The organism is Actinomadura fulvescens (assembly GCF_039533225.1).
Taxonomy (GTDB): Bacteria; Actinomycetota; Actinomycetes; order Streptosporangiales; family Streptosporangiaceae; genus Spirillospora; species Spirillospora fulvescens.
In genome coordinates, this window is sequence record NZ_BAAATD010000005.1 from 406,349 (window position 1) to 424,833 (window position 18,485).

The window sequence follows — 18,485 nt, forward strand, 5'->3', positions numbered from 1 at the left end:
CAACGAAGATCGTTGACCTTGGGTGGCACGTGACAATACCGGCAAAGTCATGGGTTGTCCCGGAACCCCGGGACAACCCATGGTCTTGAGCGAGTCGTCAGGAGCCGTACTTCCAGATGACTCCGGTCTCCCAGTTGTCCTTGTTGCGAATCGTCCCGGCGGCCCACAGCGACCGCGTCCCGGGAATCCGCAGGAGGGAGCCGACCTGGTGCCCGGTTCCCGCGCCCGGCGCCTTGAGCCGCGCCGTCACCTTGCCGCCCACGTAGTGGAGCAGCATGGCGTCCCAGGACCGCGCCCAGAAGCCGCTGCCGCCGTCACTCTCGATGTCCCGCAGGCTGTCCTTGGCGTTGACCTTGACGAACTTCCAGCGCTTGCCGTCCCAGCGCCCCAGGTAGGCGCCGGGCAGGTAACCGTCGGCCAGGTTGGACGCGGTGACCGAGACCCACACGCTCTTACCGCTGCGGGCATGGATGTCGCTGAAGTGCCAGATGCGCTTGCCCGTGCTCGTGAGCTTCGGCCGTGGGACGTACCGCCACTTCCGGCCGTTCCAGTGCGCCAGCGTGTTCTTGGCGAGCGGGGTCTTGCGCGCGTTGGCCAGATTGACCGTCGCCCAGATGTCCTTGGCCGAACGTACGTGAAGCACCCCCACACTCGCCGGCACGGAGAACGGCTTCCAGGCCTTGCCGTCGAAGCGCTGGCCGATCGGCTTGCACGTCCAGCCCGCACAGGCACCACGCCCGACGACGAGGACCTGGCCGTTCTTGCCGATCGACGCCGCCTGGCCGATGCGCTTCACGTGGGACGGGAAGATCTTGCGGGTCCACTTGGCGCCGTTCCAGTGGACGCCGAACACCACGCCTTCGTCCTCGGTCGTCCGGTGCGTCGCCACGCCGAAGGCCCAGACGTTGTTCCACGCGCTGGCCGCGACGGTGGTCAGCTTGGCGTTGGCCCGTGGCGCGAGGGACGCGGGGACCGCGACGCGGGTCCACGCACGCCCGTCCCAGCGCTTGAGCAACATCTCGTACCGGTAGGGGGCGCGTACGTACCCGGCCGCCCACGCACCCTTGGCGCTGGTGGCCGCCACGTCGGTCACCGCGGCGTCCCCGCCGTCCGGAACGGACGTCACGTTGCTCACGCGCCAACCCGGCGCGGGAGCGGCCTGCACGGCGGGAGCCATGGAGGCGATGGCCAACGCGCCCGCCGCGCCGGCGAACAGTGACCGTTTGAGAGGGGTCATGCCTTGCCCTTTCGGGGGGTATCGGTGTCCCGGGGCGGGGGGCCGGGCCGGACGGTGATCGTCCGAATAAGTGATCGAGAACACTACCGGCGGCACCGGCGAAGCGGAACGGGGTTTGCGGTGAGCCGAAACGTCCGCCGGATGGGCGGATCACGCGGGTCCGGCTGGCAGACTTCGTTGTCATGACCATCAGCTATCCGCGGCAGAGCGCCCGCACCCGGCGGTTCACCCTCGGGGTGCCGCGGGCCTTCCAGATCGCGGCGGACGAGTCGTACGTGGCGTTCCTGCGCACGAAGGCCGGCGACGACCCGGTCACCTGCCTGTGGACGCTCGACACCGCGACGGGCGCGGAGCGGCTGGTCGCCGACCCGACGGCGCTGGACGTGCCGGGCGAGGAGAACCTGCCTCCCGAGGAGAGGGCCCGCCGCGAGCGCGCGCGCGAACAGGCCGGGGGCATCGTCGGGTACGCCGTGGACCGCGACGCGCGGCACGCCGCGTTCACCCTGGGCGGCCGGCTGTACGTGGCCGACCTGCGGTCCGGGACGGTGCGCGGCCTTGAGGCGCGGACGCCGGTCTTCGACCCGCGGCCCGACCCTGCCGGGCGCCGGGTCGCCTATGTCTCCGGCCGGACGCTGCACGTCGTCGAGCTGGACGGCCGCGACGACCACGCGCTCGTCACGCCCGAGAGCGACCAGGTGTCGTACGGGCTCGCCGAGTTCGTGGCCGCCGAGGAGATGGACCGGATGCGCGGCTACTGGTGGTCGCCGGACGGCGGCTCGCTGCTCGTCGCCCGGGTCGACGAGACCCCGGTCAACCGGTGGCACATCGCCGACCCCGCCAACCCGGAGCGGCCCGCGACCGAGATCGCCTATCCGGCGGCGGGCACGCCCAACGCGATCGTGTCGCTCGTCCTGCTCAAGGTGGACGGCGGCCGGGTCGGGGTGGCCTGGGACCGCGGCGAGTTCCCCTATGTCGTGACCGCGTCGTGGGACCGGCACGGTCTGCTGATCGTCGTCCAGTCGCGGGACCAGCGGGCCCAGCGGATCCTCAAGGTCGATCCGTCGAACGGGGAGACCGCCCTGCTGCACAACGCGCACGACCCGGTCTGGACCGACATCGTGCCCGGCGTGCCCGCCCGCGCCGGCAACGGAGACCTGGTGTGGGTGACCGAGGACCGCGAGACCGAGACGCGCCGGATCACCGTCGCGGGCGAGCCGGTCACGCCCGGCGGGCTCCAGGTGCGGTCGGTGCTGGGGGCCGAGCGCGACACGATCCTGTTCACGGGCTCGGAGGAGCCGACCGAGATCCACGTCTACGAACACGGCCCGCAAGGCCTCACCCGGCTGACCGAGGGCCAGGGGGTCTTCGGCGGCACCCGTTCCGGCAGGACGACCGTGCTGAGCGGCTCACTCCTGGACCGCCACGGCGTCACGGCAGAGGTCCGCACCGCGAACGGGACGCACCCGATCGAGTCCCGCGCCGAGACCCCGGTCATCACCCCGAACGTGGAACTCCTGCGCGCGGGCGAACGTGCCATCCGTACCGCCCTCGTACTGCCGACCGGATGGGAACCGAGCCAGGGTCGCCTGCCCGTGCTGATGGACCCCTACGGCGGCCCGCACGCCCAGCGGGTGCTCGCGGTGCGGCGGGCGTACTGCGAAGCGCAGTGGCTGGCCGACCAGGGCTTCGCCGTCGTGATCGCGGACGGCCGCGGCACGCCCGGCCGCGGCCCCTCCTGGGACCGCGCGGTCCGCGGCGACTTCGTCGGCCCGGTCCTGGAGGACCAGGTGGCGGCGCTGGAGGAGGCCGCCCGCCGCCACCCCGCGGCCCTCGACCTCGATCGCGTCGGCATCCGCGGCTGGTCGTTCGGCGGCTGGCTGGCGGCGCTGGCCGTGCTGCGCCGCCCCGACGTGTTCCACGCGGGCGTCGCCGGGGCGCCGGTCACCGACTGGACGCTGTACGACACGCACTACACCGAGCGCTACCTCGGCCATCCCGACGAGGAGCCGGACAACTACAAGGCCAACTCCCTCATCGAGGACGCCGGCAGACTCGAACGCCCCTTGTTGATCATCCACGGCCTGGCGGACGACAACGTGGTAGCGGCCCACACACTGCGCCTCTCGTCGGCCCTCCTGGCCGCAGGCCGCCCCCACACCGTCCTCCCCCTCTCAGGCGTCACCCACATGACCCCCCAAGAGGTCGTCGCGGAGAATCTCTTGCACCTTCAGGTCGATTTCCTGAAACGCAACCTCATCTAGCCACGCACCGCGAGCGCGCGGCGCTGAGCGGGGAGCGAGCCGAAGGCGAAGCTTCCCGCGAAGATCGCGAAGCGATGTCGCGCTCGCCGCTATGGACGTCAAGCGGAGCTTGTCGATTGATGGGTGGCGGGCGGGGCGCTGTGGGATGGCGGTTCGGGTCTGAGCCGCCAGGCGAGGACCCGAGGCCGCGAAAGCCAAACTAACGCTGCCACGACGACCAGAGGGCGGCGTAGGGGCCGTTGGCTTCTATGAGGTCGTGGTGGGTGCCGAGTTCGGTGATGCGGCCGTTCTCGACGACGGCGACGCGGTCGGCGTCGTGGGCGGTGTGGAGGCGGTGCGCGATCGCCACGACCGTGCGGCCTTCGAGCACGGCCGCCAGCGACCGTTCGAGGTGGCGGGCGGCGCGCGGGTCGAGCAGCGAGGTGGCCTCGTCCAGGACGAGGGTGTGCGGGTCGGCCAGGACGAGGCGGGCGAGGGCGAGCTGCTGGGCCTGGGCGGGTGACAGGGGCTCGCCGCCGGAGCCGACGACGGTCTGCAGTTCCGGGCCGTCCCAGTCGACGGCGGCGAGGGCCGCGGTGATCTGCTGGTCGGTGGCGTCCGGGCGGGCCATCACCAGGTTGTCGCGCAGCGTGCCGCGGAAGACGTGGTGTTCCTGCGTGACGAGGGCGACGTGCCCGCGCAGGTCGTCGAGGGGCAGCTCGACGAGGGGAACGTGTGCGACCTCATCTCCGACGGTCACCGAACCGGCGCGCGGCCCGTCGATTCCTGCGAGGAGGCGGCCCAGCGTGGACTTGCCCGCGCCGCTCGGGCCGACCACCGCCAATCGTTCTCCGGGACGGAGGGCGAGGTCGATGCCTTGCAGGACGTCATGCCCGTCACGGTAGGCGTAGTGGACGTCGCGTGCGGTCAGGGTCTCCCCCGCCGGGCGTCTCCCGTTCGGGGAACGGTCGGGGCCGACGTCGCCCACGCCGAGGAGCCGGGCCAGGGACGCGCCACCGAGCTGCAGTTCGTCCAGCCACATGAGGAGCATCTCGACCGGTCCGATCAGCTGCTGCACGTACAGCGTCGCCGCGGTCACCTGCGCCAGCGACGCCATGTCGTGCATGTGGAACCAGCCGCCGACCAGCAGGGTGGCGGCGACCGGCAGCACGAAGCTCATCTCGATCACCGGGTAGAGCACCGTCCGCAGGCCCAGCGTGTAGCGCTCGACGGCGTACGCGGCGGCGATGTCGTCGTCCACGCGCCGGTGCCGGCGGCCGGCCAGGCGCAGCGCCTCGATCGTGCGGGCGCCGTTGACCGTCTCGGCCATGCCGTCGGTCATGTCGGCCCACGTCGCGTTCTCGCGCAGGTAACCGGCGTGGGCGCGCGGCAGGTACCAGCGCATGACGCCCCACAGCAGCGGCAGCGCGACCAGGCAGGGCAGCGCCAGCAACGGCCCCACCAGCAACAAGGCGCCGAACGTGAACGCGCAGGCGACGATGGCGATCAACGTCTCCGGCACGGCGTAGCGGACCGTGGTGGCGAGGGCGTCGACGTCGCGCGACGTCCGGGTGACGAGGTCGCCGGTGCCCGCCCGTTCGACCCGGGACAGCGGCAGCGCCAGCACCCGGTCGACGAACTCCTCGCGCAGCTCGGCCAGCACCCGCTCGCCGAGCCGTGCCGACGCCAGGGAGGCGTACCGGATCAGCACGCTCTGGACGATCACGAACGCGGCGATGGCGAGCCCGACGGTGTCGATGTCGACGCTGTGGTCGCGTACGCCCTCCACCAGCTCGCCGAGCAGGCGCGGGGTGACGAGCCCGGCCACCGCCGCGAGCCCGTGCAGCGCCAGCGCGCCGAACAGGGCACGCGGGTGCCGCAGCGTCAGGCGGCGCGCGTACGCGCGCACCTGCGCCGGTGTCGCCACCGGCAGCGTCTCAGCGCTCACCCGACCGTCTCTCCCCTGGTCACGGTCGCCGCGTAACGCGGCTCGGTCTCCAGCAACCCGCGGTGGCGTCCCTCGGCCACCACCGCGCCGCCGTCGACGAAGACGACGTGGTCGGCGCGGTCGAGCAGCAGCGGGCTGGTCGTGCACACCACGGTCGTACGGCCCGCGCGGGCGGCGGCGAGCCGGTCGGCGACGCGGGCCTCGGTGTGGGCGTCGACCGCGCTCGTCGGCTCGACCAGCACGAGCACCTCCGGGTCGGCGGCCAGCGCCCGCGCCAGCCGCAACCGTTGCTGCTGGCCGCCCGAGAACTCCCGGCCGGCCTCGACGACATGCGCGTCCCAGCCCACCGCCTCGACGATGTCCTCGGCGTTCGCCGCCGCCACCGCGGCCTTCAGCCCGGCGGGCGAGCCCGCCGGGCTGAGGCTCTCGTGGAGGGGGCCGGAGAAGAGCCGGTCCTCGTTCACCGCCACCAGAATCCGTTCGCGGACATCGGCGAAGTCGCGCAGCGGCAGGCCCCCGTACGTGACGTCGCCCTCGGCGTATCGGCCCAAGCGGTCAGCGACCGCCTGCGCGTCACGCGGATCGGAGGCGGCGACGGCGGTGAGCTGTCCGGGCCGTACGACCAGGCCGGACGCCACGTCCACCAGATCGCCGGGCGGCCCGTCCGGCCGTGCCGTCCCGGTGTGCCGGATCTCGGGCTCGATGTCCAGCAGCCGGATGACCCGGCCCGCCGCCACGTGCGCCTTCGTCAGTTTGCTCGCGGCCTCGCCGATCGTCTTCAGCGGGTGGATCAGGAACACCGCGTACCCGTAGAACGCCACGAGCTCACCGGGCGTGATCGTGCCCTCGGCCGCGAACCGGGCGCCGAGCCAGGTCACCAGCGCGATCAGCAGCCCCGGCAACAACGTCTCCGCGCCGGTGAGCCGCGACTCCGCCCGCGCCACGTTCACCCCGGCCTGCCGCACGCGCTGCGACTCGGCGCGGTAGCGCCCGGCGAAGAGGTCCTCACCGCCGATGCCGCGCAGCACCCGCAGCCCGGCCACCAGGTCGGTCGCGCGGGAGTTGAGCTCGCCGACCAGCTCGCGGTGGCGTTGCTCGCGTTCGCGGTACGGGCGCAGCAGCGGCGCGGCGACCGCCAGGATCACCGGGACACCGATCAGCACGACCAGGCCCAGCGGCGGCGAGGCGGCGAGCAGGATGCCCGCGACCGCCACGATGGCGACGACCGCGCCGGAGCCCCGCGACAGGATGTCCATCGCGTCCCCGATGTGGGCGACATCCGCGACGCCCACGCTCACCACCTCTCCCGTGCTCAGCCGTTTCGGCAGGGTGGCGCCGAGGCGGGTGGACTGGCGGACGACGAGCTGGACGGTGCGGTACGCGGCGGCCAGCCAGTTGAACACCGCGAAGCGGTGCCGGGTGACGCCGCTGGCCGCCTGGACCGCGCCCAGGCCGGCCAGCACGGCCGCCCAGGTCAGCAGGGCCGTGCCGTCCTTGGCCGCCACCCCCGCGTCGATGGCGCGGCCGATCGCGGCCGGCATCAGCGCCTGGCTGAGCATCCAGACCACGCCGAGCAGCGCACCGGCGATGATCGAACGGGCCTGGGTCCGGGCCAGCCAGCCGAGGTAGCGCGCCGGTGAACGATGGTCCGGGGTCCCGGGGTCCGCGACCGGCAACGACTTCACGAGCTGGAGACTAGGCATCACCCGGAGCGAACTTCGACTGATTTTCCGGCAGAACGGACTGTTACCCGCAAGCACTACATACGTGACTCAAGCCGCAAGTGCCCCTCCCGGGATGCACAATCGTGATCAGAGACGCTATGGTCGGTGCAGTACGGAGCGACGTTCTCTCCGCTCCATGAGCCGGGACCCCGGCGGCTATGCAGCAGCCGCCTCCCCGGCGCGGCCCGTTCCGCCGGACCTGGCCCCCTGGGGGTCTCCGCCGCGGTCAGGCCGTCGTGGGCGCCGAGCCAGTCAACGATCGCCATCGCCATCCCAGCGAAGTCCGGAAACCGGTATTCCTGTGAGCACCACCAGCCAGCACCCGCATCCCGTCGCCCAGGGCGCCGAGGACAGGATCGACCTGCTCCTGATAGGCCATGACCCCGCCGACGTGTTCCTGGTCGAGAAAATGCTCTCCGAGACCGGACTCACCGCGCAGATCACCGTCGCCGAGAGCCTGGACACCGCGCGCCGGAGGCTCACCCGCCGCACGCAGTGCATCATCGTCGACCTGTCCGCGCCCGGCATAGACCGCATCGAGGGGCTCCGCCAGGTCCTCGCGCTGTCCGAGCGGGCCGCGGTCGTGGTGCTGACCGGCCTGAACGACGCGCATCTGGGTGTCCGGGCGGTCGCGGCGGGAGCCGAGGACTACCTGGTCAAGCAGGAGGTGGACGGGCCGCTGCTGGCCCGCGCCATCCGCTACGCCATCGAGCGCAAGCGCGCCGAGGAGACCGAGCGGCGGCTGGTCGAGGCCCGGATCACCGGCCGCGAGAACGCCCGGCTGGAGCGCGGCCTGCTGCCCGTCCCGCTGATCGACGACCCGACCCTGCGGCACTACACCCGCTACCGGCCGGGCCGCCGCCGTGCCCTGCTGGGCGGTGACTTCTACGACACCGTGCAGACCGAGGGCGGCGCGGTGCACCTGATGATCGGCGACGTCTGCGGGCACGGGCCGGACGAGGCGGCCCTCGGCGTCCAGCTGCGGATGGCCTGGCGCACGCTGGTGCTGGCCGGGCACTCGGGCGAGCAGCTGCTGGCCACGCTCGACACCGTTCTCGGGCACGAGCGCCGCAGCGAAGAGATCTTCACGACGCTCTGCATGATCACGATCGCGCCGTCCCGCCGGACCGCCCGCATGCATCTGGCCGGTCATCCCGCGCCGCTGCTGTTCCGGGCGGGCCAGAAGGGCGAGCCCGAGGTCTTCGCGCTCCCCGAGTACGCGCACGGCCCGGCCCTCGGCCTGCTGCCCGGTGCCGAGTGGCCCACGACCGAGATCGACCTGGGCGAGTCGTCCTGGAGCCTGATGCTCTACACCGATGGCCTGATCGAGGGCCGGGTCGGCGACGGCGCCCACCGCCTCGGCACCGAGGGCCTGGTCGATCTCGCCTCCCAGGCCGGGGCCCGCGGCGCCACCGGCCGCGGCCTGATCGACGAGCTCGTCACGCGGGTCGAGGAGCTCAACGGCGACGCCCTCACTGACGACCTTGCGGTGTTGCTGCTGTCCCATGCGGCGCATTCCTGACGCCGGATCGCAGTTCCCCCAGGTCGTGTGAGGTCCCTCACCTTCGGGCGCGGTAAAGATCGAGGAAAGCCCGGTGCGGCACGGTTCATAGCCTGTGGCTATCGAAACAAGTGCGGCGATGACTTGGATCGGTTCAGCGCATCGGTCATACCGTGCGATCTGTGGCTATAGCGATACCTGCGATCTACCGGTCGACCGTCGGGAAGAAGGCGGTCATGGCCGTCACGGGCGCCATCATGGTGCTGTACCTGATCGCGCACATGGTCGGGAACCTGAAGATCTTCATGGGCGCCGAGGACTTCAACCACTACTCCCACTGGCTGCGCACCCTCGGCCAGCCGGCGGTTCCGCGCCGCACCGTGCTGACGGCCATCGAGGTCGTCCTGGCGGTCTCGATCGTCCTGCACATGTGGTCGGCGATCTCGCTGGGCAGGCGCGCCGTGCACGCCCGCCCGGTCAAGTACAAGTCGAAGAAGAAGTCGCACGCGCAGGGCTACGCCGTCCACACCATGCGGTACGGCGGCATCATCATCGCGCTGTACGTGATCTGGCACCTGCTCGACCTGACGTTCCTCGTCGTGAACCCCGCGGGCCGCGGCGCCACCCCGTACGAGCGCGTGATCCAGGACTTCCAGCCGTCCCACTGGTACGTCACCGTCTTCTACATCGTGGCCGTCTCGCTGGTCGGGCTCCACCTCCGGCACGGAGTGTGGAGCGCGATGCAGACCCTCGGCATGCGTTCCCCCCGCAACGACCGCGCGCTGCGCGCGCTCGCCGCCACGATCGGCGCCGTGGTGGCCCTCGGCTTCATCGCGGTGCCCGTCTCCGTCACCTTCGGATGGGTGGGCTGATCATGATCGACGACAGCTTCTACAAGAGCGGCGAGCCGATCGCCGACACCAAGGCCCCGGCCGGCCCGGTCGAGGATCGCTGGACCACGCGCAAGTTCCAGGCCAAGCTCGTCAACCCGGCCAACAAGCGCAAGAAGAAGATCATCATCATCGGGACCGGCCTGGCGGGCGGCTCCGCCGGCGCCACCCTCGGCGAGGCCGGCTACCACGTCATCCAGTTCTGCTTCCAGGACAGCCCGCGGCGGGCCCACTCCATCGCGGCGCAGGGCGGCATCAACGCGGCCAAGAACTACCGCAACGACGGCGACAGCGTGCACCGCCTCTTCTACGACACGGTCAAGGGCGGCGACTTCCGCGCCCGCGAGTCGAACGTGCACCGCCTCGCCGAGATCTCCACGCAGATCATCGACCAGTGCGTCGCGCAGGGCGTGCCGTTCGCCCGCGAGTACGGCGGCCTGCTCGACAACCGCTCGTTCGGCGGTACGCAGGTCTCCCGGACGTTCTACGCCCGCGGCCAGACGGGCCAGCAGCTCCTGCTCGGCGCCTACCAGGCCCTCATGCGCCAGGTGGACGCCGGCAACGTCGAGCTGCACGCGCGGCACGAGATGCTCGACCTGATCATCGAGGACGGGCGGGCGCGCGGCGTCGTCGTGCGCGATCTGATCAGCGGCGAGGTCAAGAGCTACACCGCCGACGCGGTGGTGCTGGCCTCCGGCGGTTACGGCAACGTCTACTTCCTGTCGACCAACGCCATGGGCTCCAACGTCACCGCGTCCTGGCGGGCGCACAAGCACGGCGCCTACTTCGGCAACCCGTGCTACACCCAGATCCATCCGACCTGCATCCCGGTCAGCGGCGACCACCAGTCGAAGCTGACCCTGATGTCGGAGTCGCTGCGCAACGACGGCCGGGTGTGGGTGCCGAAGAAGACCGGCGACGAGCGCAGGCCCGCCGACATCCCCGAGGACGAGCGCGACTACTACCTGGAGCGCATCTACCCCTCGTTCGGCAACCTGGTCCCGCGCGACATCGCCTCCCGCGCCGCCAAGAACGTCTGCGACGAGGGCCGCGGCGTCGGCCCCGGCGGCCTCGGCGTCTACCTCGACTTCGCCGACGCGATCGAGCGGCTCGGGCTGAAGGCGGTCGAGGCCAAGTACGGCAACCTCTTCGAGATGTACGAGCGGATCACGGGCGAGAACCCGTACGAGATGCCGATGCGCATCTACCCCGCCGTGCACTACACGATGGGCGGCCTGTGGGTGGACTACGACCTGGAGTCCACCATCCCCGGGCTCTTCGTGATCGGTGAGGCCAACTTCTCCGACCACGGCGCCAACCGCCTCGGTGCGTCCGCGCTGATGCAGGGACTGGCCGATGGCTACTTCGTCCTCCCGACCACGGTCGGCAACTACATCGCCGAGCACAACCTCGGTGAGGTCGGCGAGAAGCCGGTGGCCGAGGCGGAGCAGCGGGTCAGGGACCAGATCGAGAAGCTGCTCTCGATCGATGGCGACCGCAGCGTGGACTCCTTCCACCGCGAACTCGGCCACATCATGTGGGAGTACTGCGGCATGGAGCGCACCGAGGAGGGCCTGCGCAAGGCCCTCGAACTCATCCCGGCCCTGCGTAAGGAGTTCTGGGAGCGGGTCAAGGTCACCGGCAAGGGCGAGGAGCTCAACCAGCAGCTGGAGAAGGCCGGCCGCGTCGCCGACTTCCTGGAGCTGGGCGAGCTCATGGTGATCGACGCGCTGCACCGCGCCGAGTCCTGCGGCGGCCACTTCCGCGCCGAGAGCCAGGACGAGGACGGCGAGGCCAAGCGCGACGACGTCAACTTCGCCTACGTCGCCGCCTGGGAGTGGGCCGGGGAGGGCGAGCAGCCCGTCCTCCACAAGGAGGCCCTTGAGTTCGAATACGTCAAGCCGAGCCAGAGGTCGTACAAGTAATGAAACTCAAGCTGCGCGTCTGGCGCCAGGACGGGCCGAAGGACAAGGGCAAGATGGTCGAGTACAAGCTCGACGACATCTCCCCCGACGCGTCGTTCCTGGAGATGCTGGACGTCCTGAACGAGGAGCTCATCGCCAAGGGCGAGGAGCCGGTCGCGTTCGACCACGACTGCCGCGAGGGCATCTGCGGCATGTGCTCGCTGGTCATCAACGGCACCCCGCACGGGCCCGAGAAGATGACCACGACCTGCCAGCTGCACATGCGCAAGTTCTCCGACGGCGAGACCATCGACGTCGAGCCGTGGCGGGCCAGGGCGTTCCCGGTCGTCAAGGACCTGGTCGTGGACCGTTCGGCGTTCGACGACATCATCAAGGCCGGCGGCTACATCACCGCGCCGACCGGCACCGCGCCGGAGGCCCACGCGACGCCGGTGCCCAAGCCGGACGCCGACAAGGCCTTCGAGGCCGCCGAATGCATCGGCTGCGGCGCCTGCGTGGCGGCGTGCCCGAACGGCTCGGCGTCGCTCTTCCTCGGCGCCAAGGTCAGCCACCTCGGCCTGATGCCGCAGGGCCAGCCCGAGCGCTGGGACCGCGTGGTCGACATGCTGGAGGCGCACGACGACGCGGGCTTCGGCGGCTGCACCAACACCGGCGAGTGCACCGCGGCCTGCCCGAAGGGCATCTCCCTGGACTTCATCAGCCGCCTCAACAGCGACTACCTGAAGGCCACCGCGGGCGGCAAGAAGAAGTAGCCCGCCCTCCCGCCCTCAGCCGTACGAGGAGCGCCCCGGACCGCATCGGCCCGGGGCGCTTCTTGGTACCTGCGGCTCGTTACTCCAGTTCGTGGCCGTCGTGGGCGTGGCGGAACGCGGTGGCGGCGGCGTCCTCGACGGTGCCCGGGAACCGCTCGAACGTGTCGGGGTCGATGCCGTACACCCTGCCGGTGGACAGGTCGTTCAGCATGTTGGTGAGACCGGCGGTGACGGCGCGGGTGAAGCGCTCCGACTGCTGGTGGCCCATCGTCTGCGTCTGCCCGCGCACCTCGAACAGGACGGTGCCGGTGCCGATCATCGCGAGCGAGCAGCGGGCCTGGCCGGGCAGGTCGCGCGTCGGCGCGTGCGGGTAGCGTGCCCCGATGTAGCCGCGCTTCTCGATGCCGCGGAACGCGCTGACGGCCAGTTGCTTGGAGAGCTTCTTGGCGTACGTCTTGGCGTACGCCGCGTACTTGCCGCCCGGCTCGAAGAACTTGTCGGGCAGCGGCGGATAGTCGACCGCGACGTCGAGGAGCCGGTTCTGGGCGTCCTCACGTACGCAGGCGCCTTGGTGGTGAAGGTCCACGTAGACGTCGACCTTCCCCTTGCGCGCGCGCAGCTTGGTGTAGATGTCGCGCAGCGTCTGCGACTCGGGGTTGAGGAACCAGCCGGGCTTCGCCGACTCACCCGGCACGTCCTCGGGCTTGGGGACGTACTTCAGGTTCGGGTTGAAGTCGCGGTTGAGGTCGAACCCCGGCCGCTTGGTGTAGTCGTCGCCCTGCAGCGAGGTGTTGAGGTAGTTCCACGCGGGAGGCCGTCCGGCCAACTGCGGGAAGTCCTTCTGGACCTCGGCCCAGGCGTTGTCGTTGCCGCGCCGGTCCAGTTCGGCGCCGTCCGGGTTGATCTTCGGTACGGCGACGAACGTGACGGTGCGGCGCAGGCGCTTGGCCTCGGGAGAGCCGGATGTGCCGAGCCACTTCAGGATGCGCAGCAGCGCGGTCGTCCCGGTCTTCTCGTTGCCGTGGATCTCGCTGGTGACCAGGAAGACCTTCTTGCCGGTGCCGACCGTGGCCGTGTAGATGGTGCGGCCGCGGTTGGACTTGCCGACGGCCTTGACGTCCACGCGGCCACGGCTGATCCGTTCGATGTGGGCGAGCTCGCGGCGCATCTCGCGGTAGTCGACGAACTTCCAGGTGGGAAGGTCGCGCGGCTCTTCGTTGCACTCCGGGGGTGCGGCGGACGCGGTGGCCCGCGCCGGTGCCGCGGACGAGGCGGGCGCGGCCGACGCCGGCGGCGCCACCAGCACCGGGAGCGCGAGAGGAACGACCAGGAGCGGGGTCAGGCGGCGGAACGGGGAATGCATGACGTCTCCGAGGGGCTAGAGATCGTTTTGCGTACAAGCCGGACACTAGGTCCGCAGGCCGGGGCAGGGGTCCACAAGAAGCGCCGAGAGCGACGGCCGAGAATCGGTGAGGCTTGTCGTTGACGGCCTCAGCCGGTGGTCGAGGCGGAGACGAGCGACTCGACCCCGGCGGGCAGGCTCCCGGCCAGGGCGGCCTCGATCAGGAAGGTCTCCAGCGTCTCCTGGAACGCGCGGGCGGCGTGGGTGAGGTCCACGTCCTTGCGGTGCGCCAGCGCGATCGTCCGGAGCAGGCCCGGCCCCGGCTGGCCGCGGCGGGCGACGGCGTCCTCGTGGTGCTCGGTCAGGACGAGCGGCGTGCCCCGCAGTCCGGGCCGCCCCGCCAGCACCATGCTCGGCACCACGGCGATCCCGAGCCCCGCCTCCACGAACCTGAGCACCGCGTCCATCTCACCGCCCTCGACGGCGAACCTCGGCTCGAACCCGGCCGCGCGGCAGGCCCCGATGGTGGCCTCGCGCAGGTCGTACCCCGACCGGAACATCACCAGAGGCCGGTTGCGCAGGTCCTCGATGCGCAGATAGGACCTGCGCGGCACCCCCGAACCCCCCGCCGGGGACGCCACGACCAGGTGCTCGCGCAGGATCGGCGTCGTCTCCAGCGGCGCGTCCCCGTGCAGGGGCAGGATCACCAGCGCCAGGTCGAGCGACCCTCGGGTCAGCTCGCGGACCAGGTCGCGCGAACCGCCCTCCTCGACCAGCAGCTGGACGCCCGGGTAGGTGTCGTGGAAACGCCGCAGCGCGTCCCCCAGCAACCCCGCGCACAACGACGGTGTCGCCCCCAGCCGGACCCGTCCGCGCCGCAGCCCCGCCAGCTCCTGGACCTCCAGCCTGGCCGTGTCGACGTCCGCGAGAATCCGCTTGGCCAGGGGCAGCAGCGCCTCTCCGGCCGGAGTCAGCGTGATGTTGCCCCGCGCGCGGCTGAACAGCGAGGCGCCGAGCTCGTTCTCCAGCGCCCTGATCTGTTTGGACAGCGACGGCTGCGCGACGCGCAGCAGCTCGGCCGCCTGGGTGAAGTGCCGCACCTCGGCGACGGCGACGAAGTACGCGAGCTGCTGCAATTGCACGCTCTATAGCGTAGGGCTATCGAAAACGGCACCCTCATGCCGCCCCGTCCGTCAGCGCGCGTGCCGCCGGAGGGCCTGGAGATCATGCACGATGACGCGCCGCCGGCCGGTCTCGATCCAGCCGTGCCGCCGGAGGGTGCGCAGGGCCTTGCTGACCGCCTCGCGCGAGGCCCCGACCCAGCCCGCCAGCTCCTCCTGGGACAGGTTGAGGGTGATCCGGACGCTTTCGCGCTCGTAGGGGACGCCGAACCGTTCGGCCAGTTCGACCAGGCGCTGCGCCACCCGCCCGGTCGCGTCGAACATCCCGAACTCGACCCGTTTGCGGTCGGCGTCACGCCACCGCTGGCACAACGTCCGCATGATGAGGATCGACACCCGGCCGTGCGCCTGGAGGAACGCCATGAACTCGTCGGCGGTCAACGCCAGGGCCCGCGCCGGCTCCAGGGTGGCGACCGTGGCGGAACGCGGCAGCCGGTCGATCGCCGCGACCTCGCCGAGCAGCGCACCCGGCCCGCGCACCGCCAGCAGTGCCTCGCCGCCGTGCTCGCGATAGGAGAACGCCTTGACGCGGCCGGCCAGCAGCACCGCGACCCAGGTCGACCGCTCACCCTCGGTGAACAGCACGTCCCCGCGGCCGAAATCGCGTGCCCGGCCCCGCGATTCCAGGTCGGCACGTTCCATCGTGGTGAGTTCCGCGAGGAACGAACCCGGCTCCAGGGGGTGCATGTACTCACGCTAGAGCGATCCCGACGGCAGGTAATCCTCTGCGGAATCACGAATGCATCACGCGTTGTGTGTACTTCTCCCTATTCAGCCAGCGATACCGGGTGAAGGATGATCACGGCGCGTGCGGCCGCGGGGGCCGCTCGCGCACTATGACGTTCACGGGGAACGGCGGCACGGCGGGCGGCGGTGACGGGGGCGCGCCGCCCGTCGGCGTGTCCGCGGACGATGACGAGGCCGGTCCCTGGGAAGGGACCGGCCTCTGTCACGTTCAGGCGGACGTCGAACGCGGAGAACGTCGCGGTCAGGCGGCCGTCGCGGTCAGGCGGCCGTCGGTGGTCAGGCGGACGGGGTGTCCTGGCCCTTCTTGACGATGCCGAGCTTGGAGCCGAGCCAGACCACGGGGTCGTAGCGGCGGCCGACGACCCGTTCCTTCAGGGGGATGAGGGCGTTGTCGGTGATCTTGATGTGCTCCGGGCAGACCTCGGTGCAGCACTTGGTGATGTTGCAGAAGCCGAGGCCGTGGTCCTCCTGGGCGATCTCGCGCCGGTCGGCGGCGTCGGCCGGGTGCATCTCCAGCTCGGCGATCCGCATGAGGAAACGCGGGCCCGCGAAGGCGGGCTTGTTCTCCTCGTGATCACGGATGACGTGGCAGACGTTGTTGCACAGGAAGCACTCGATGCACTTGCGGAACTCCTGCGAACGCTCGACGTCCACCTGCCGCATGCGGAACTCGCCCGGCTTGGTGTCGCCCGGGTCGAACGAGGGGATCTGCCGCGCCTTCTCGTAGTTGAAGGACACGTCGGTCACCAGGTCGCGGATCACCGGGAACGTGCGCACCGGCGTGACCGTGATGGTCTCCTCCGGCTCGAACGTCGACATCCGGGTCATGCACAGCAGGCGCGGCATGCCGTTGATCTCGGCGGAACACGAGCCGCACTTGCCCGCCTTGCAGTTCCAGCGCACGGCGAGGTCCGGCGCCTGGGTGGCCTGGAGGCGGTGGATGATGTCGAGGACGACCTCGCCCTCGTTCACCTCGACGGTGTAGTCCTTGAGCTCGCCGTCGCCCTCGTCGCCGCGCCAGACCCTGAACTTGGCCTCGTAGCTCATTGCTCGGTCTCCTCGGTGTCGGCCGCCGCCACGGCGCCGGGCAGCTCCTCGGCGGTGAGGTACTTCTTCAGCTCGTCGGTCTCGAAGAGGGTGATCAGGTCCTCGCGCATCGGCTCCATCGGCTGGCGCCGGAGCTCCACGCGCGGGCTGTCGGGATCGCCCGTGAGGCGGCAGACCAGGTTGACCTTCCGCCAGTCCGCCGACATGCCGGGATGGTCGTCACGGGTGTGCCCGCCGCGCGACTCCGTCCGTTCCAGCGCGGCCTTGGCGATCGCCTCGGACACCAGCAGCATGTTGCGCAGGTCGAGGGCGAGGTGCCAGCCCGGGTGGTAGCCGCGGCCGTCGTTGACCGCGACCGGCTCCACGCTGACGTTGGCCACGCGCTCGCGGAGCTTGTCGAGGGCCTCCAGGGCCTGCTCCAGCTCCTCCTGCTTGCGGATGATCCCGACGAGCTCGTTCATCGTCGTCTGCAGCTCGGCGTGCACCGCGTAGGGGTTCTCGCCGCCCTTGCGCTGGAACGGGGCGAGAGCCTCGGTGGTGGCCGTCTCGACCTCGGCCTCGGGAACGGCGGGACGGCCCGTACCGAGCGAGTCCACGTACTCGGCGGCGCCGAGACCGGCGCGGCGGCCGAAGACCAGCAGGTCGGTGAGCGAGTTGCCGCCGAGCCGGTTGGAGCCGTGCATGCCGCCCGAGCACTCGCCCGCGGCGAACAGGCCGGGCACGAGCGCGGCCCCGGTGTCGGGGTCGACCTCGACGCCTCCCATCACGTAGTGGCAGGTCGGCCCGACCTCCATCGCCTCCTGCGTGATGTCGACGTCGGCCAGCTCCTTGAACTGGTGGTGCATCGCGGGCAGCCGGCGCTTGATCTCCTCGGCGCCGCCGGGCATGCGCCCGACGACGGTCAGGAACACGCCGCCGTGCGGCGATCCGCGTCCCGCCTTGACCTCGGAGTTGATGGCGCGGGCGACCTCGTCGCGCGGCAGCAGCTCCGGCGGGCGCCGGTTGTTGTCCGGGTCGTCGTACCAGCGGTCGGCCTCTTCGGCCGTGGTCGCGTACTTGTCCTTGAACACCTCGGGGATGTACTCGAACATGAACCGCTTGTCGTCGGAGTTCTTCAGAACGCCGCGGTCGCCGCGCACCGACTCGGTGACGAGGATGCCCTTCACCGACGGCGGCCAGACCATGCCGGTGGGGTGGAACTGCACGAACTCCATGTTGAGCAGCGTGCCGCCGGCCAGCAGCGCGAGCGCGTGGCCGTCGCCGGTGTACTCCCAGGAGTTGGACGTGACCTTGAACGCCTTGCCGATGCCGCCGGTGGCCAGCACGACCGCCGGGGCCTCGAAGACCACGAACTTCCCGGTCTCGCGGACGTAGGCGAACGCGCCGGCGATCCTGTCGCCGTCCAGGAGCAGCCGCGTGACGGTGGTCTCGGACCACACCTTCAGGCGGGCCTCGTAGTCGCCGTGGTCGCGGTGGTCCTCCTGCTGGAGGGCGACGATCTTCTGCTGGGCGGTGCGGATCAGCTCCAGGCCGGTGCGGTCGCCGACGTGCGCCAGCCGCGGGTACTCGTGCCCGCCGAAGTTGCGCTGGCTGATCTTGCCGTCCTTGGTGCGGTCGAACAGCGCGCCCCAGTGCTCCAGCTCCCAGACCCGGTCGGGGGCCTCCTTGGCGTGGAGCTCGGCCATGCGCCAGTTGTTGAGGAACTTGCCGCCGCGCATGGTGTCGCGGAAGTGCACCTGCCAGTTGTCGTTGGGGTTGACGTTCCCCATCGCCGCGGCGGCGCCGCCCTCGGCCATCACGGTGTGGGCCTTGCCGAACAGCGACTTGGAGATGATCGCCGTCTTCTTGCCCTGGAGGCGGGCCTCGATGGCGGCGCGCAGCCCCGCGCCGCCCGCGCCGATGACGACGACGTCGTACGAGTGCCTCTCGATCTCAGTCATCAGCCGGCTTC

Annotated in this window: 13 protein-coding genes; 5 read left to right on the forward strand and 8 right to left on the reverse strand. The window is 70.9% G+C overall.

All coding sequences use genetic code 11. From position 1 onward, the window contains the following. Positions 1 to 97: 97 nt before the first annotated feature. Positions 98 to 1,237, reverse strand: a complete 1,140-nt coding sequence (locus ABD333_RS20960) for a hypothetical protein (protein WP_344543328.1) — start codon at positions 1,235 to 1,237, stop codon at positions 98 to 100. A 182-nt stretch (positions 1,238 to 1,419) separates the two neighbouring features. On the opposite strand from ABD333_RS20960, the gene ABD333_RS20965 reads away from it, so the two are divergent. Further along, positions 1,420 to 3,498 carry a S9 family peptidase gene (locus tag ABD333_RS20965; RefSeq protein WP_344543329.1) on the forward strand — a complete coding sequence of 693 codons (2,079 nt, stop codon included), beginning with the start codon at positions 1,420 to 1,422 and terminating at the stop codon, positions 3,496 to 3,498. 199 nt (positions 3,499 to 3,697) lie between these two features. Here the strand turns inward: ABD333_RS20965 and ABD333_RS20970 are convergent, their stop codons facing one another. Together ABD333_RS20970 and ABD333_RS20975 are read right to left on the reverse strand one after the other, a co-directional pair. Further along, on the reverse strand, positions 3,698 to 5,425 hold the full coding sequence (locus tag ABD333_RS20970) for an ABC transporter ATP-binding protein (RefSeq protein ID WP_344543331.1): 1,728 nt from the start codon (positions 5,423 to 5,425) through the stop codon (positions 3,698 to 3,700). Further along, the gene (locus ABD333_RS20975) at positions 5,422 to 7,110 is read right to left on the reverse strand and encodes an ABC transporter transmembrane domain-containing protein (protein WP_344543333.1); all 1,689 of its coding nucleotides are present in this window, start codon (positions 7,108 to 7,110) and stop codon (positions 5,422 to 5,424) included. The genes ABD333_RS20970 and ABD333_RS20975 overlap by 4 nt, the downstream gene beginning before the upstream one ends. Positions 7,111 to 7,450: 340 nt before the next feature. On the opposite strand from ABD333_RS20975, the gene ABD333_RS20980 reads away from it, so the two are divergent. The 4 genes from ABD333_RS20980 (at position 7,451) to ABD333_RS20995 (ending at position 12,217) form a co-directional block, all read left to right on the forward strand. Continuing rightward, positions 7,451 to 8,671, forward strand: a complete 1,221-nt coding sequence (locus ABD333_RS20980) for a PP2C family protein-serine/threonine phosphatase (RefSeq protein WP_344543335.1) — start codon at positions 7,451 to 7,453, stop codon at positions 8,669 to 8,671. A gap of 161 nt (positions 8,672 to 8,832) precedes the next feature. Then, entirely contained in the window at positions 8,833 to 9,522 is a 690-nt protein-coding gene (locus ABD333_RS20985; RefSeq protein ID WP_344543337.1) for a succinate dehydrogenase cytochrome b subunit, read from the forward strand. A gap of 2 nt (positions 9,523 to 9,524) precedes the next feature. Further along, on the forward strand, positions 9,525 to 11,465 hold the full coding sequence (locus ABD333_RS20990) for a fumarate reductase/succinate dehydrogenase flavoprotein subunit (RefSeq protein ID WP_344543339.1): 1,941 nt from the start codon (positions 9,525 to 9,527) through the stop codon (positions 11,463 to 11,465). Beyond that, the gene (locus ABD333_RS20995) at positions 11,465 to 12,217 is read left to right on the forward strand and encodes a succinate dehydrogenase/fumarate reductase iron-sulfur subunit (RefSeq protein ID WP_344543341.1); all 753 of its coding nucleotides are present in this window, start codon (positions 11,465 to 11,467) and stop codon (positions 12,215 to 12,217) included. Before ABD333_RS20990 ends, ABD333_RS20995 begins: the two co-directional genes overlap by 1 nt. Before the next feature lie 79 nt (positions 12,218 to 12,296). Here ABD333_RS20995 and ABD333_RS21000 read toward each other — a convergent pair whose 3' ends face one another. From ABD333_RS21000 to ABD333_RS21020, 5 genes are all read right to left on the reverse strand, one after another. Beyond that, positions 12,297 to 13,580 carry a M14 family zinc carboxypeptidase gene (locus ABD333_RS21000; protein ID WP_344543343.1) on the reverse strand — a complete coding sequence of 428 codons (1,284 nt, stop codon included), beginning with the start codon at positions 13,578 to 13,580 and terminating at the stop codon, positions 12,297 to 12,299. Positions 13,581 to 13,708: 128 nt separating this feature from the next. Then, the gene (locus tag ABD333_RS21005) at positions 13,709 to 14,701 is read right to left on the reverse strand and encodes a LysR family transcriptional regulator (RefSeq protein ID WP_344543345.1); all 993 of its coding nucleotides are present in this window, start codon (positions 14,699 to 14,701) and stop codon (positions 13,709 to 13,711) included. Between the two features lie 51 nt (positions 14,702 to 14,752). Beyond that, on the reverse strand, positions 14,753 to 15,427 hold the full coding sequence (locus ABD333_RS21010) for a Crp/Fnr family transcriptional regulator (RefSeq protein ID WP_344543346.1): 675 nt from the start codon (positions 15,425 to 15,427) through the stop codon (positions 14,753 to 14,755). 336 nt (positions 15,428 to 15,763) lie between these two features. Beyond that, positions 15,764 to 16,534, reverse strand: coding sequence for a succinate dehydrogenase/fumarate reductase iron-sulfur subunit (locus ABD333_RS21015; RefSeq protein WP_344543348.1), 771 nt, complete (start codon positions 16,532 to 16,534; stop codon positions 15,764 to 15,766). After that, positions 16,531 to 18,474, reverse strand: coding sequence for a fumarate reductase/succinate dehydrogenase flavoprotein subunit (locus tag ABD333_RS21020; RefSeq protein WP_344543350.1), 1,944 nt, complete (start codon positions 18,472 to 18,474; stop codon positions 16,531 to 16,533). Before ABD333_RS21020 ends, ABD333_RS21015 begins: the two co-directional genes overlap by 4 nt. Between the last annotated feature and the right edge of the window lie 11 nt (positions 18,475 to 18,485).